15 protein-coding genes are annotated in these 14,122 nt (G+C 76.0%); 8 read left to right on the top strand and 7 right to left on the bottom strand.

What is annotated here, in order from left to right; genetic code table 11:
- Positions 1-128 precede the first annotated feature (128 nt).
- Positions 129-593: an ATP-binding protein gene (locus tag ACYVO2_RS03875; RefSeq protein WP_461006127.1), complete on the top strand. Its 465-nt coding sequence runs from the start codon at positions 129-131 to the stop codon at positions 591-593.
- Positions 594-657: 64 nt separating this feature from the next.
- Here ACYVO2_RS03875 and ACYVO2_RS03870 read toward each other — a convergent pair whose 3' ends face one another.
- Positions 658-1,584 carry a cyclase family protein gene (locus ACYVO2_RS03870; RefSeq protein WP_461006126.1) on the bottom strand — a complete coding sequence of 309 codons (927 nt, stop codon included), beginning with the start codon at positions 1,582-1,584 and terminating at the stop codon, positions 658-660.
- Positions 1,585-1,664: 80 nt separating this feature from the next.
- Between ACYVO2_RS03870 and ACYVO2_RS03865 the strand changes: the two genes are divergently transcribed.
- The 6 genes from ACYVO2_RS03865 to ACYVO2_RS03840 all read left to right on the top strand — a co-directional run bounded on the left by ACYVO2_RS03865 (position 1,665) and on the right by ACYVO2_RS03840 (position 7,611).
- On the top strand, positions 1,665-2,579 hold the full coding sequence (locus ACYVO2_RS03865; RefSeq protein WP_461006125.1) for an SDR family oxidoreductase: 915 nt from the start codon (positions 1,665-1,667) through the stop codon (positions 2,577-2,579).
- Positions 2,579-3,733 carry an acyl-CoA dehydrogenase family protein gene (locus tag ACYVO2_RS03860; RefSeq protein WP_461006124.1) on the top strand — a complete coding sequence of 385 codons (1,155 nt, stop codon included), beginning with the start codon at positions 2,579-2,581 and terminating at the stop codon, positions 3,731-3,733. The genes ACYVO2_RS03865 and ACYVO2_RS03860 overlap by 1 nt, the downstream gene beginning before the upstream one ends.
- The gene (locus ACYVO2_RS03855) at positions 3,730-4,548 is read left to right on the top strand and encodes an SDR family oxidoreductase (protein ID WP_461006123.1); all 819 of its coding nucleotides are present in this window, start codon (positions 3,730-3,732) and stop codon (positions 4,546-4,548) included. The genes ACYVO2_RS03860 and ACYVO2_RS03855 overlap by 4 nt, the downstream gene beginning before the upstream one ends.
- A 58-nt stretch (positions 4,549-4,606) precedes the next feature.
- Positions 4,607-6,097 (top strand): aldehyde dehydrogenase family protein, encoded by a 1,491-nt coding sequence (locus ACYVO2_RS03850; RefSeq protein ID WP_461006122.1) that lies wholly within the window; start codon positions 4,607-4,609, stop codon positions 6,095-6,097.
- Positions 6,097-7,167: a Zn-dependent alcohol dehydrogenase gene (locus ACYVO2_RS03845; RefSeq protein WP_461006121.1), complete on the top strand. Its 1,071-nt coding sequence runs from the start codon at positions 6,097-6,099 to the stop codon at positions 7,165-7,167. Before ACYVO2_RS03850 ends, ACYVO2_RS03845 begins: the two co-directional genes overlap by 1 nt.
- 204 nt (positions 7,168-7,371) lie before the next feature.
- Positions 7,372-7,611 (top strand): hypothetical protein, encoded by a 240-nt coding sequence (locus ACYVO2_RS03840; RefSeq protein WP_461006120.1) that lies wholly within the window; start codon positions 7,372-7,374, stop codon positions 7,609-7,611.
- A gap of 6 nt (positions 7,612-7,617) precedes the next feature.
- On the opposite strand, the gene ACYVO2_RS03835 is transcribed toward ACYVO2_RS03840, so the two are convergent.
- The 3 genes from ACYVO2_RS03835 to ACYVO2_RS03825 form a co-directional block, all read right to left on the bottom strand.
- Positions 7,618-8,223 (bottom strand): flavin reductase family protein, encoded by a 606-nt coding sequence (locus ACYVO2_RS03835; RefSeq protein WP_461006119.1) that lies wholly within the window; start codon positions 8,221-8,223, stop codon positions 7,618-7,620.
- Between the two features lie 67 nt (positions 8,224-8,290).
- The gene (locus ACYVO2_RS03830; protein ID WP_461006118.1) at positions 8,291-9,091 is read right to left on the bottom strand and encodes an enoyl-CoA hydratase/isomerase family protein; all 801 of its coding nucleotides are present in this window, start codon (positions 9,089-9,091) and stop codon (positions 8,291-8,293) included.
- Complete coding sequence (locus tag ACYVO2_RS03825; RefSeq protein WP_461006117.1) at positions 9,082-11,295, bottom strand: acetate--CoA ligase family protein; 2,214 nt, start codon at positions 11,293-11,295, stop codon at positions 9,082-9,084. The genes ACYVO2_RS03830 and ACYVO2_RS03825 overlap by 10 nt, the downstream gene beginning before the upstream one ends.
- A gap of 308 nt (positions 11,296-11,603) precedes the next feature.
- Here ACYVO2_RS03825 and ACYVO2_RS03820 point away from each other — a divergent pair, with 308 nt between their 5' ends.
- Positions 11,604-12,017: a Zn-ribbon domain-containing OB-fold protein gene (locus tag ACYVO2_RS03820; protein ID WP_461006116.1), complete on the top strand. Its 414-nt coding sequence runs from the start codon at positions 11,604-11,606 to the stop codon at positions 12,015-12,017.
- Between the two features lie 123 nt (positions 12,018-12,140).
- On the opposite strand, the gene ACYVO2_RS03815 is transcribed toward ACYVO2_RS03820, so the two are convergent.
- The 3 genes from ACYVO2_RS03815 to ACYVO2_RS03805 all read right to left on the bottom strand — a co-directional run bounded on the left by ACYVO2_RS03815 (position 12,141) and on the right by ACYVO2_RS03805 (position 14,080).
- Positions 12,141-12,437 carry a helix-turn-helix domain-containing protein gene (locus tag ACYVO2_RS03815; RefSeq protein ID WP_461006115.1) on the bottom strand — a complete coding sequence of 99 codons (297 nt, stop codon included), beginning with the start codon at positions 12,435-12,437 and terminating at the stop codon, positions 12,141-12,143.
- A 5-nt stretch (positions 12,438-12,442) separates the two neighbouring features.
- On the bottom strand, positions 12,443-12,760 hold the full coding sequence (locus tag ACYVO2_RS03810; RefSeq protein WP_461006114.1) for a type II toxin-antitoxin system RelE/ParE family toxin: 318 nt from the start codon (positions 12,758-12,760) through the stop codon (positions 12,443-12,445).
- Positions 12,761-12,916: 156 nt separating this feature from the next.
- Positions 12,917-14,080, bottom strand: coding sequence for a thiolase C-terminal domain-containing protein (locus ACYVO2_RS03805; protein WP_461006113.1), 1,164 nt, complete (start codon positions 14,078-14,080; stop codon positions 12,917-12,919).
- Positions 14,081-14,122 lie beyond the last annotated feature (42 nt).

The following is a 14,122-nucleotide window of genomic DNA, read 5'->3' as shown; positions in this document are numbered from 1 at the left end:
CGCCGGAATATCACCGAAACGCTTGATGGCGTGACTCTGCGTCAATCATGCTGGATTCCACGCGAGTCACTCTGGGTAGCGCTGCGAGGGCGTGGGGCTGTGTGTCCGCCGGTTCGGATGGTGTAGCGGTGCAGGTGCTTCAGGTGCAGTTGACGGTTGAGCCGGATCCCGCCGAGGTCGGCCGGGCCAGACGCTGGGCGCGCTCCCGGCTGGCGCGGACGGGGGTGGATCCGGACGAGCCGCTGTGCGAGGCACTGGTGCTCATCATCTCCGAGCTGGTCACCAACGCCGTGGTGCACACCGGCTGCCCGGCGGTGCTGCGGCTGCTGTTCCGGGGCGCGGGCCCGGGGCGGGACCGGGGCACGGTCCGGATCGAGGTCACCGACGCCAGCTCCCTGCCGCCGCTGCCCCGTTGCGCGGGCAACGACGAGACGGGCGGGCGCGGCCTCGAACTGGTCGGCGGGCTCGCCGACCGCTGGGGCTGGCAGCGCGAGGGCGCGGGCAAGCGCGTGTGGTGCGAGCTGGACCGGGTCAGCCCGACGCTGCACGGCGGCCCCGCGGTGGACGGCCGGGTGGCGGCGGGCTGGAGCTGACCGGGCCGCCGTCCCGCCGACCGGCCGGGGCGGGGTGACGGTCGGGGCCGGGTGACGGCCGGGGTCATTTGACGGCGACGGGGGCGACCGGGCCGCCCGTCGCCCCCCGCACCGGCTCCGGCGGCGCCGACAGCAGGAACGCGTATCTGCCGTCGGCGGCGCAGTCGGCGGCCAGCTCCTCCAGGTTCCAGTTCTGGCCCTGCGGCATGCCCATCTCCACCAGGTGCAGGGCGTGCACCGGCAGCCACAGGCCCGCCACCTCCGGCGGGAAGACCTCGAACGTCAGGGTGTCGGTGGCCACCGCCGCCACGTCCCGCGCGTGGAACCACTCCGGCGCGCGCAGCGACAGGCCGGGGCTCGGGTACGCGTAGCCCTCGCGGTCGCCCGCCAGGTAGCGGGCCATCTGGCCGGTGCGCACCAGCACGATGTCGCCCGCCCCGACCCGGGTCCCGGCCAGCTCCTGCGCCGCCTCCAGCTCCGGCGGCCCCACCGCGGCGTCCACCGGGAGCCGCTCCAGCCCGGCGGCCCGCGCCACGTCCAGCAGCACCCCGCGGGAGAGCACCGGGCCCGCCGTGTCGATGCCGCTGTGGCGGGCGCCGCCGTGCGCGGTGACGGAGCCCGCCGGGCGGCCGTTGTACAGCAGTCCGGAGTGCGACACGTGGGGCAGCGCGTCCCAGTGGGTGGCCGCCTGGAGGCCCATCGTCACCATGTCGTCGCTGCACGCCACGGTGCCGGGGCCGAACAGCTCCCGGTTGACCGCGGTCATGGCGTGCAGCGGGTTGACGCGGCCGGGCATCAGGCCGGTCTGCACGCCGTCCTGCCGCAGCGGCACGGCCAGCAGGAAGCGCCGCCCGGAGCGCACGCAGGCGGCGGCGGCCCGCACCGCGCCCGCGGTGATCAGGTTGAGCGTGCCGATCTCGTCGTCCCGTCCCCAGCGGCCCCAGTTGTTGACCCGCCCGGCGATCTCGGGGAACGGCTCAGGCAACGGCATGGCGCTTCCCTCCCGAAGCTCCTAGACTCCGATGGCAGTCAAATCTAACGACCCGTCAGATATGCGGGGAGGGTGTTGACGTGGCCGACAGCAACGAGGCGTTCCTGGACGGCAAGGTCGTCGCGGTGACCGGCGCGGGCCGCGGCATCGGCCGGGCCGTCGCCCTGGCCTGCGCCGCCGAGGGCGCGCGCGTGGTCGTCGGCGACCTGGGGGTGTCCGTGGACGGCAGCGCGCCCTCCAGCGAGGTCGCCACCGCCGTCGTCACGGAGATCGAGGCCGCGGGCGGGCGGGCGGTGGCCGTCGCCGACGACGTGTCCACCATGGCGGGCGGCGCCCGGGTGGTGGAGGCCGCCGTGGAGGCGTTCGGGCGGATCGACGGCGCGGTGTGCGTGGCCGGGATCCTGCGCGAGCGGATGCTGTTCAACATGTCCGAGGCGGAGTGGGACCCGGTGATCGCCACCCACCTCAAGGGCACCTTCACGGTCTTCCGCGCGGCGGCCGCCCGCTTCCGCGCCCAGCGCTCCGGCGCCCTGGTCGGCTTCACCAGCGGCAACCACCAGGGCAGCGTCAGCCAGGCCAACTACAGCGCGGCCAAGGGCGGCGTGATCTCGCTGGTGCGCAGCGCGGCGCTGGGCCTGCACAAGTACGGCGTGACCGCCAACTGCGTCGCGCCCGTGGCCCGCACCCGCATGTCGGCGAACGTGCCCATGGAGCTGACCGAGATCGGCGCGCCCGAGGACGTGGCGCCGCTGGTGGTGTACCTGCTCTCCGACCTGGCCCGGGGCGTCACCGGGCAGGTCTACACCGTGGCCGGGCCCAAGATCGCGGTGTGGGCGCAGCCCCGCGAACTGCGCGCCGCCTACGCGGAGGGCGGCTGGACCCCGCGCCGGATCGCGGACTTCCTGCCCGGGACGGTGGGCACGGACCCGATGCCGATGCTGGCGCGCCTGGAGGAGATGGCGCGGGCGGCGGCGGACCGGAAGCGGGCGGGCTGATGGACTTCCGGTTCGGGCCCGCGGACGAGGAATTCCGCGGCGAGGTCAGGCAGTGGCTCACCGAGCGGCTCGAAGGCCCCTTCCGGCACCTGCGCGCCGCGGACGGCCGCACGCCGTCCGTGGACGAGCGCAGGCGGTGGGAGCGGGAGCTCGGCCGGGCGGGGTGGATCGGGCTCGGCTGGGACGGCGCGTACGGCAACCGCCGCGCCACCCTCACCCGGCAGGTGGTGTTCAACGAGGAGTACGCCCGCGCCGCCGCCCCGCCCCGCGCCGGGCACATCGGCGAGCACCTGCTGGCGCCCACCCTGCTGACCTGGGGCACCGAGGAGCTGAAGGAGCGGTTCCTGCCCCCGGTCGCCCGCGGCGAGGAGCTGTGGTGCCAGGGCTACAGCGAGCCCGGCGCGGGCTCCGACCTCGCCTCCCTGCGCACCCGGGCGGTCCGGGACGGCGGCGGCTACCTCGTCACCGGCCAGAAGGTCTGGACCTCCCTCGCCCACGAGGCCGACTGGTGCTTCGTGCTGGCCAGGACCGAGCCCGGCTCCCGCCGCCACCGCGGCATCTCCTTCCTGCTGCTGCCCATGGACCAGCCCGGCGTCCGGGTGCGCCCCATCCGCCAACCGACCGGCGGCGCCGAGTTCAACGAGGTGTTCCTCGACGGCGCCCGCGCCGAGCACCGGGTGGGCGCCGAGGGCGACGGCTGGCGGGTCGCGATGACCCTGCTGGCGTACGAGCGGGGCGTGGCCACCCTCGGCCAGCAGATCGGCTTCGCCCGCGAGCTGCGCGCCGTCCTGGACGCCGCCCGCGACAGCGGCGCCGACCGGGACCCGGTGATCCGCGAGCGCCTCACCCGCCTCTGGGCCGACCTGCGGGTGCTGCGCTGGAACGCCCTGTGCACCCTGGGCACCCCCGACCCGGGCGCGGCCAGCGTCGCCAAGCTGCTGTGGAGCACCTGGCACCGGCGCCTGGGCGAGCTCGCCGTGGAGGTGCGCGGCCCCGCCGCCACCGTCGCCCGCGCCCTGCCGTACGAGCTGGACCCGCTCCAGCACCTGTTCCTGTTCAGCCGCGCCGACACCATCTACGGCGGCTCCAGCGAGATCCAGCGCAACGTGATCGCGGAGCGCGTCCTCGGCCTGCCGCGGGAGCCCCGCCCGTGACCGGGCAGGACCGGCCGGGCGAGGCGCAGCCGCCCACCCCGCCCACTCCCGCCCCGCACCCCTCCCACGCCCTCCTCGCCGGCCGGACGGCCCTGGTCACCGCGGCGGCGGGCACCGGCATCGGGTTCGCCACCGCGCTGCGCCTCGCCGAGGAGGGCGCCGCCGTGGCCATCAGCGACCGCCACGAGCGCCGCCTCGCCGAGGCCGCCGACCGCCTGGCCGACCTCACCGGCCGCCGCCCCGCCGCCATCCCCTGCGACGTCACCGACGAGGACCAGGTCCAGCGGATGTTCACCGCCGCCACCGGCGCGCTCGGCGCCCTGGACGTCCTCGTCAACAACGCCGGCCTCGGCGGGCTCGCCGCCCTCACCGAGATGACCGACGAGCAGTGGCACCGCGTCCTGGACACCACCCTCACCGGCACCTTCCGCTGCACCCGGGCCGCCCTGCGCCTGATGCGGGCCAGGCGCCGCGGAGTGATCGTCAACAACGCCTCGGTGCTCGGCTGGCGCGCCCAGGCCGGGCAGGCCCACTACGCCGCGGCCAAGGCGGGAGTGATGGCGCTGACCCGCTGCGCCGCCGTGGAGGCCGCCGAGTACGGGGTGCGCGTCAACGCCGTCGCCCCGTCCCTGGCCATGCACCCGCACCTGGCCAGGACCAGCAGCGAGGAGTTGCTGGCCGACCTCGCGCGGCGGGAGGCGTTCGGCCGGGCCGCCGAGCCGCGGGAGGTGGCCGACGTGATCGTCTTCCTGGCCGGCGACTACAGCTCCTACATGACCGGCGAGGTCGTCGCCGTCTCCTGCCAGCACCCCTGAGCACGGCACCCCCGGCACGGCACCCGCGAGCAAGCCCTCACCCCTGAAAGGGGGCCGGATGACCACCCACCCGCGCGGCGGCCGGCAGCGCCCCGGCCCGCCGCCCACCCTGCGCCTGTGGACGGACGGCGCCTGGCGGGAGCCCTCCGCCGGGACCTACCCGGTGATCGACCCGGCGACGGAGGAGGTGGCCGGCCACGCCCCCGAGGCGTCGGAGGAGGACGTGGCGCGGGCGGTCCTCGCCGCCCGGCGTGCCCTGCCGGCCTGGTCGCGCACCGGCCCCGGCGAACGGGCGGCGATCCTCGACCGCATCGCCGACGCGCTCGCCGAACGGGCCTGTGCGCTCGCCCCGCTCCTCCAGGCCGAGACCGGCGCCACCGCCCGGGTCACCGCCACGATGCAGATACCCACCGCCGTGGACCGGTTCCGCAGATACGCCCGGGGAGCGCTGGAGCCGGATTCGGCGCCGCTCGCCCCGCAGCCGGTGCGGGCGTCCGCGCTGGCCCCCGGCGGGCTGCTCGGGGCGGTGGCGGTGCGCCGCCCGGTGGGCGTGGTCGCCTGCATCACCTCGTACAACTTCCCGCTGGCCAACCTGGCGGGGAAGGTCGCGCCGGCGCTGGCGGCGGGCAACACGGTGGTGGCCAAGCCCGCGCCGCAGGACCCGCTGACCTGCCTGCTGCTGGGGGAGATCTGCGCCGGGGCGGGCCTGCCGCCGGGCGTGTTCAACGTGGTGACGGGCTCGGGCGCGGCGGCGGGCGAGGCCCTGGTCGCCCACCCCGGCGTGGACATGGTCAGCTTCACCGGCTCCACCGCCGTCGGCACCCGCATCGCCGAGGCGGCGGGCCGCGGCATGAAACGCACCCTGCTGGAGCTCGGCGGCAAGGGCGCCGCGCTGGTGCTCGAGGACGCCGACGTCCGCGCGGTGACCGCGGCCGTGGGCTCCACCTGGTCGTTCCACTCCGGCCAGATCTGCACCGCGCCGACCCGGGTGCTGGTCCACGACAGCCGCCACGACGAGGTCGTCGCCGCCCTGGCCCGCCACGCCGAGTCGCTGCGGGTCGGCGACCCGCTGGACCCGCACACCGTCGTCGGCCCGCTGATCAGCGCGGCGCAGCGGGACCGCGTGGAGGGCTTCGTGGAGGGGGCGCGGGGGCAGGGCGCCACGGTGCGCCTCGGCGGGGTGCGGCCCGCGCTCAAACCCGGCTTCTACGCCGCCCCGACCCTGCTGACCGACGTCACCCCGGAGATGACCGTGGCCCGGGAGGAGGTCTTCGGGCCGGTGGTGGCGGTGCTGCGCTTCCGGGACGAGGAGGAGGCGCTCGCCCTGGCCGACGGCACCAGGTACGGGCTGTACGACTACGTGTTCTCCGCCGACGAGGGCCGCGCCTGGCGGCTGGCCGCGCGACTGCGCAGCGGCAGCGTGGGCATCAACACCGTCGCCCGGCACCCGGAGACCCCGTTCGGCGGCTTCAAGCACAGCGGCGTGGGCCGCGACGGCGGCTCGTTCGGCCTGCACGCCTACAGCGAGCTCCAGGCGGTGGTGTGGTGATGCGCGGCGTGGTCTTCGACGGCACCAGGGCGCTGGTGGCCGACGACCTGACGGTGCGCGACCCCGGGGCGGGCGAGGTGCTGGTGCGGGTGACCGCGGCCGGGCTGTGCCACAGCGACCTGTCCGTCATCGACGGCACGATCCCCTTCCCGGTGCCGGTCGTGCTCGGCCACGAGGGCGCGGGCGTGGTGGAGGCGGTGGGCCCCGGGGTGCGGCACGTGGCGCCCGGCGACCATGTGGCGCTGTCCACCGTGGCGTCCTGCGGCACCTGCCCGGCCTGCGCCGCGGGCCACCCGGTGCGCTGCCCCGCCTCCATCGGCCGCCCCGGGCGCACCTTCCGGCGGGCGGGGCGGCCCCTGTACGCGTTCGCGTCCACGGCCGCGTTCGCCGAGCTGACCGTGGTCCGCGCGGTGCAGGCGGTGCCGGTGCCGGCGGACCTGCCGCCCGCCTGCGCGGCGCTGATCGGCTGCGCCGTGGTGACGGGCGTGGGCGCGGCGCTGAACCGGGCCCGGGTCGGGCGCGGCGAGTCGGTGGTGGTGCTCGGCGCCGGGGGCATCGGGCTGAACGTGGTGCAGGGGGCGCGGCTCGCGGGCGCGCTGACGATCGTGGCGGTGGACGCGGACCCGGCCAAGGAGGAGCGGGCCAGGACCTTCGGCGCCACCCACTTCGTGGACGCCTCCGCTGAGCCCGACCCGGCCGCCGCGGTCCGGGCGGTCCTGCCCGCGGGCGCCGACCACGCCTTCGAGTGCGTCGGCGCCACCGCCCTGGTCCGCCAGGCCATCGACCTGCTCGGTCCCGGCGGCCGGGCGGTGCTGCTGGGGGTGCCGCCCGCCGCGGCCGAGGCGTCGTTCCGGGTGTCGTCCCTGTACCTGGACAAGTCCGTGCTCGGCTGCCGCTACGGCTCCTCCCGCCCGCAGGCCGACATCCCGCTGTACGCGGAGCTGTACCGGCGGGGCAGGCTGCTGCTGGACGAGCTGATCACCGCCACCTTCCCGCTGGAGGAGTTCCCCGCGGCGGTGCAGCGGGCGGGCGAGGGCCGGTGCGTACTGCTGCCCGGCGCCGGGCGCTGAGCCGCGCGCACCGGCCCGGCGGAACGGCCCGCGCGGCCCGGGCGGTGTCCGACAATCCCCGCCCGCGGGCGGCGCCCCCGGGCCGTGCCACCCCCGGTGAGCTGGGCGGTCAGCGCCCGATCAGCGCCCGGTCAGCCCCGGTTGGCACGCTGCGCGGCACAGGGCTCCACCGGGCGCGGTGGCGGGACGGGGAAGGCGGCGGTGATGGACGACCACGAGGCGCGGCGGGCGGCCGCCACGCCGCCGGAGCGCGGCGCGCTGGTACTGGACACGGCGCGCGGCTGCGTCGCCGAGGTGATGGCCGTCGGCCACCACGGCAGGCTGTACCTCAGGCCGCCGCGCGGCGGCCGGGAGTGGGAGGCCGGGCCGGAGGGCCTGCGGGTGCTCAGCGGCGAGGAGGCCGCGCGGGCCCTGGCGGGCGAGCGGGCCGGCTCCGGCCGCTGACGGCCGTCACCCGCCCGGGGCGAAGGCGCCGAACCGCCCCTGGAAGAACAGCAGCGGCTCGCCACTGTCGTCCGGCGGGGTGCCGAGCGCCCGCACCCTCCCCACCACGATGAGGTGGTCACCGCCGGTGTGCACGGCGTGGACGGCGCAGTCCACCCAGGCCAGCACGCCCGCGAGCAGCGGGGAGCCGGTGGCCGGGGCGGGGCTCCACTCCACCCCGGCGAACTTGTCGCCGCCGCTGACCGCGAACGCCCGGCACAGCCCGCCCTGGTCCGCCGCCAGCACGTTGACGCAGAACGCCCCGGCCCGGGCGATGCGGGGCCAGGTGGTCGAGGAGCGGCCCACCGCGAACGCCACCAGCGGCGGGTCGAGCGACAGCGACGTGAACGACTGGCAGGCGAACCCGGCGGGCCCGTCCTCGCCCGCCGCCGCCACCACGGTCACCCCGGAGGCGAAGCGGCCCAGCACCCGGCGGAACTCCCGCGGCTCCGGCGCCGCCCGCTCGTCCGGCCGCACCGCCCGCAGCGGCGCCCCGGGCGCGGCTGCCGCCGTGGGCGCGCCGAGCGCGCGCAGGTAGTGGACGGCGGCGAGCGCCATTCCCTCGTGTCCCATGCCGGGGCTCCCAACGGGTCGGTGGCTTTCGGTCGGTCGGTTCGCGGGCCGTCGGCTCAGTGGCGGCTCAGCGGCCGAGGAAGCGCGGCGTGCGCCGCTCGGTGAAGGCGCGGACACCCTCGCGGGCGTCCGCGGTGGTCATGTTGATCTCCTGGGCGGCGGCCTCGGCGGCGAACGCCCGCTCCCGGTCCGGGTACAGCGCCTCGTTGACCAACTGCTTGCTCAGGGCCAGCGCCCGGGTCGGCCCCTCGGCCAGCCGCCGCGCCCACTGCCCGGCGGCGTCAGCCAGCTCGTCGCCGTCCACCACCCGGTTCACCAGGCCGAGCCGCAGCGCGTCCTCCGCCGCCAGCCGGTCCCCGAAGAACAGCAGCTCCTTGGCCCGCTGCGCCCCCACCAGGCGCGGCAGCAGCAGCGCGCCGCCGCCGTCGGGCACCAGGCCGCGCCGCGCGAACACCTCGACGAACGCCGCCTCCCGGGCCGCGATCACCAGGTCGCAGGCGAGCGCCAGGTGCGCGCCGAGCCCGGCCGCGACCCCGTTGACGGCGGCAAGCACCGGCTTCTCGCAGTCCAGCACCGCCCCGACCAGCCGCTGCGCCCCCCGCCGCAGGGTTCGCGCCACGTCCCCGGCGACCGGCGGCCCGTCCGCCGCCCCGGCCCGCCCGGCCCGCAGGTCGGCGCCCGCGCAGAACCCCTGCCCGCGCCCGGTCAGCACCACCGCCCGCACCCCGGGGTCCGCCGACGCCGACTCCAGCAGGGCGATCAGCCGTTCGCGCTGCTCCCAGGTCAGGGCGTTGCGCACCTCGGGCCGGTCGAAGGTGATCCGGCACACCCCGCCGTCCACCTCGTGCAGCAGCCCGTTCACCGGCACACCGCCAGCGCGTCCAGCGCCACCGCGCCCTGGCCCCGCTCCAGCACCACCAGCGGGTTCACGTCCAGCTCCGCCAGGTCGTCCCCCAGCTCAAGGGCGATGCGCTGCACCCGCAGCACCACCTCCACCAGCGCCTCCACATCCGCGGGCGGCCGCCCCCTGGCCCCCTGGAGCAGGGCGTGCCCGCGCAGCTCGCGCAGCATCGTCCTGGCCTCGTCCGCGTGGAACGGCGGCACCCGCACCGCCGTGTCGCGCAGGATCTCCACCAGCACCCCGCCGGAGGCGACCGTCACCGTCGGCCCGAACAGCGGGTCGTGGCTCAGGCCCACCGCCATCTCCACCCCGGGCGCCACCATCTGGCACACCAGGACGCCGTCCAGCCTGCCCACCCCGTGGTACTGGGCGGTCTCCGTCAGCTCCCGGTATGCCTCCCGGACCTGGCTGGCCGAGGTCAGCCCCAGCCGCACCAGGCCCAGCTCCGTCTTGTGGCCGAGCTCCGGCGCGCTGGCCTTCATCACCACCGGGTAGCCGACCAGCGCCGCCGCGCGCACCGCCCCGGCCGCGCTGCCGACCAACTGCTCGCGGGGCACCCGGATGCCGTAGGCGCGCAGCAGTTGCTTGGCGGCGTGCTCGCTCAACTGCCGCCCGGGGCGCAGCAGCGGGCGGGCCCGGCCGGCGGACGGGGACGGGGTGCGCGGCGCGTCGGGGAACGGGCTGCGGTAGCCGGCGGTGAACCGGTGGTGGTCCAGCCAGGCCCGCACGGCGGTGACGCAGTTGCGGAAGGTGCGGAACGTGGCCACCCGCGAGGAGCCGAGCAGCGTCTCCCGGTAGGCGGCCTCGGTGCCCACCGGCGACCCCCACACCACGCACACCGTCTTGTCGGTCCGCTCGGCGGCCTGGGCCAGGTCCCGGGCCAGGCGGTCGCTCAGCGGCGGGAACGGGCCGGTGATCGGGCACACCAGCACCCCGACGGACGGGTCGGCGAGGATCGCGTCGATGATGCGCCGCCCCCGCTCGTCGCCGACGGGGTGGCCGCCGCTGTCCACGGGGTTGGCCACGTCCAGGTACCCGGGGATCCAGGTGTGCAGCAGCTCCCGGGTGGCCGGGGCGAGCGTGGGCAGGGTGAGCCCGGCAGCGGCGGCCAGGTCCGCGAAGTGGGCGCCGGTGCCGCCGGAGATCGAGTACACGGCGACGCCCTCGGCCTTCGGCGGGCGGGCGCGGGCGAGCAGCGCGGCGGTGTCCTGGAGCTCGTCCAGGCCGTCCACCCGGACCACGCCGAACTGCCGCAGGGCCGCGTCCACCACGTCGTCGGCGCCGGTGAGCTTGCCGGTGTGGGTGGCGGCGGAGCGGGCCCCCTCCCGGGTGCGGCCCACCTTCACCATGACCACGGGCACCTTGCGGCGGGCCGCGGCGTCCGCGGCGAGGGTGAACGCGCGGCCGTCCTTCAGCCCCTCCACATAGGCGGCGATCGCGCCCACCTCGGGGCGGTGGGCGAAGTACTGGACGAAGTCGGCGACCTCCAGGTCCGCCTCGTTGCCGGTGGGCGCCCAGTGGCTGACCCGCACCCCGAGCTCCTGCATGGCGAACAGGGGACGGCCCTGGTGACCGCTCTGCGTGATCAGGGCGACGGCGGGCCCCGGCAGGTCGTCGCGGAACCGCTCGAAGGCGTTGAGGTTGGTGTTCGGGCCGAGCAGCCGCAGCCCGCAGCGGGAGACGGCCTCCGCGAGCCGGTCCTGCGCCCGCGCGCCGTCCGGCCCGGTCTCGGCGAACCCGGACGCGAACACCACCGCGAACCGCACCTTGGCCGCGCCCAACTGCTCCACCACCGGCAGCGGGTCCTTCACCAGCAGCACCGCCAGGTCAACCGGCTCGGGCAGCTCGGCCACCGAAGGCAGGCACGGCAGGTCGCCCACCCGCTCCCGCCCCGGGTTGACCGGGTACAGCCGCGCCCCGACCCGCTCCGCCCAGGCCCGCAACTGCCGGGTGACGACGGTGTTCGGCCGCCCCTCGGCGTCGGAGGCGCCGACGACGGCCACCGCCTCGGGGCGGAACAGGCGGTCCAGGTCGGGGACGGGGGCGTGCAGCGGCCGCCCGCTGACGTCCAGGTCGGGAGCGCCGTGGGCGCTCGGCACCGGGGGGTGTGCGCACGGCACCGGGCTGTGGCGACTGCCGGTGGTGCGGATGCCTCGCGTGGACTGAAGCATGATTCTCGCCCGCTCCCGCAGATAAGGCCCCACAAACTGACGTACAGTCAGATTAGCTACCTGACAGTACGTCAGAAAAGGGCTCGCGCGTCGGCCGGCGGAGGAAGGGCCCCTCGGACACGGCGGCGGGCCGGTCGGTGGAGGGGGAGAGAGGCCGACCGGCCCGCCTGTACACGGGGCGGCCGCACACCGTCGCCGCGACGGCCGGCCGCCATATCCCTCCCAGCATGCCCCCGGACGGCGCCGCAGGGGGCGCGATCGGCGGAACTGGCGGACGAGCGCCCACAACGAGGAGGAGAAACCCACCCATGCGCAACCACGCGCTCCCCGAACCCGACGCCTTCAGCGCCCCCTACTGGCGGGCCGCCGCGGAGGGCCGCCTGCTGCTGCGCCGCTGCGCGGACTGCGGCAGGCCGCACCACTACCCCAGGGAGCACTGCCCGCACTGCTGGAGCCCCCACGTCCACTGGGAGCAGGCCACCGGCCGCGCCACCCTGTACACCTGGTCGGTCGTCCACCGCAACGACCTGCCCCCCTTCACCTCCCGCCTCCCCTACACCGCCGCCGTGGTGGACCTGGCCGAGGGCCCCCGCATGATGACGGAGGTGATCTCCTGCGAGGAATCCGCCCTCCGCGTCGGCATGCCCCTGGAGGTGTGCTTCCGCCGGGAGGGACCGGGCGAGGGGGTGGCGGTGCCGGTGTTCAGGCCGGGTGGGGGGTGAGAGGGCCCGGGCGGCGAGGGTCCGGGCGGCGGAACGCCCTCGCGGGCGATCACCGGATCGTCGAGCGGTACGGCGACCCGGAGAGGAGGAGATCCCCGAGGTCCACGGCGGCCTCAGGAGAGGTCATCCGGCCTTGTCCAGCGGCTCGAGCCGGACCTCGAGCCGCAGCCCGAGCGCGTCGCTGAGCCGCTGGAGCATCGGCAGAGTCGGCATCGTGCCACCCGCCTCGAACCTGGCGATCGCCGGCTGCTTCATTCCGGCCGCCTCGGCGAGCTGGGCCTGGGTGAGGCCGCGTGCCCTGCGGTGCTCACGCACCGCCGCGCCCAGCTCGAAGCGGAAGCGGGCCGCGTCGTACGCCTCCGCCACCCCGGGCCGAGCCATGATCTCGGCCCGCTTCTCGGTCCAGCTTCTGCGCTGCATGCCGCTCACTCCTCGTCCGCGGTGTGTTCCTCCGCCTTGCACACGTTCATCGCTCTGCGTGCTCTCGTGATCTCGCTCGCCTCGTGCATGCGCTGCTTGCGGAAGACGGTCAGCAGAATGATGCGCCGCCCGGGCGCGATCCAGTAGGTGATCCGGATGGCGTTGCCGTCGATGTGGAACCGCAGCTCGCGCAGCTTGCCGTCGAGTTGCCGGGTGTAGGGCTCGCCGAGGTGGACGCCCTGCGCGGCGAGCAGGTCGATGTAGAAGCTCGCGGTCGCCAGGCCGTCGGAGTCGAGCGAGTCGATCCATTCTTCCACTTCCATCTCAAGTTCGATCGTTCCCCAAGTCATAACACGCACGTTATGAACGGGGCGAGTGCCTACGGAATGGGTATGAAGATGTACCCCTCGAAATGGTGACAAATAGAACGCCCGTGCCTATGTTGTGGTCGGTCTGCCGAAGGGGCGGGCCGTTCCCGGCTAGGGCCGTTCGGTGGTCAGGAGCATCGTGGCCGAGGAGCAGAACCAGCCGCCCGTCGCCGAGACCACCGCCAGGCGGGGGGAGCCGGGGAGTTGGTGGGGGCCCGCGGTGCCTCTGAGCTGGCGGGTCGCCTCGACCAGGAGGTGGAGGCCGCGCATGCCGGGGTGGCACGCCGCCAGGCCGCCGCCGTCCGTGTTGGTCGGCAGGGCGCCGTCGTGCCGCAGCTTCCCCCCGGAGACGAACGCCCCGCCCTCGCCCTTCCCGCAGAAGCCCAGGTCCTCCAGCGTGACCAGCGTCATGTAGGTGAACGCGTCGTAGATCTCCGCGAAGTCCACGTCCCGCGGCCGCACCCCGGCCCGCTCGAACGCCAGTTGCCCGGAGACCGCCGCCGGGGAGACGGTGAAGTCCGGCCACTGCGACATCGCCGCGTGCGACAGGTACTCCCCGCTGCCCAGCACCCACACCGGCGCCGCCGCCGCGTCCGCCGCGTACTCCGGCGCCGCGATCAGCACCGCGCAGCCCCCGTCCGAGCGCAGACAGCAGTGCAGCCGGGTGAACGGGTCGGCGATCACCGGCCCCGCCAGCACGTCCTCCACCGTGATCGCCTCCCGCCGCTCCGCCTCGGGGTTGCGCGCGGCGTTCGCCCTGGCCTGCACGGCCACCTCGGCGAGCTGCTCCGGCGTGGTGCCGTACTGGTGCATGTGGCGGCGCGCCGCCATGGCGTACTTGGCGACGAGGGTGTGGCCGTACGGCACCTCGAACTGCGCCGGCCCGCCCGCCCCGAAGGACAGGTTGGCGGTGCGCCGCCCCGCCTTCAGGTCGCTGCGCGCGGTGGAGCCGTAGACGAGCAGCACCGCGTTCGCCCGCCCGGCCGCGATGGCGTCCACCGCGTGCGCGGCCATGACCTCCCAGGTGGCCCCGCCGACGGAGGTGGAGTCCGTCCAGGTGGGGCGCAGCCCGAGGTACTCGGCGACCTCCACGGGGGCGAGCGTGCCGAGCCCCGCGGAGGCGAACCCGTCGATCGCCGAGCGGGGCAGCCCGGAGTCGGCGAGGGCCCGGCGGGCGGCCTGGGCGTGCAGGGCGTAGGGCGTGGGGCCGTCCACGCACCCGGGGTCGGCGAGGGCGACTCCGACGATGGCGGCCGGGCGGGGGGAGGGGGACATGGAGCTGACGGTACATCAGTTATGGGGGGAGGGGAGTGGGCC

The sequence above is a fragment of the Streptomyces capparidis genome (assembly GCF_054782095.1).
The sequence above is the reverse complement of the archived record's forward strand: the minus strand, read 5'-3'. Positions and strand labels throughout refer to the sequence as shown.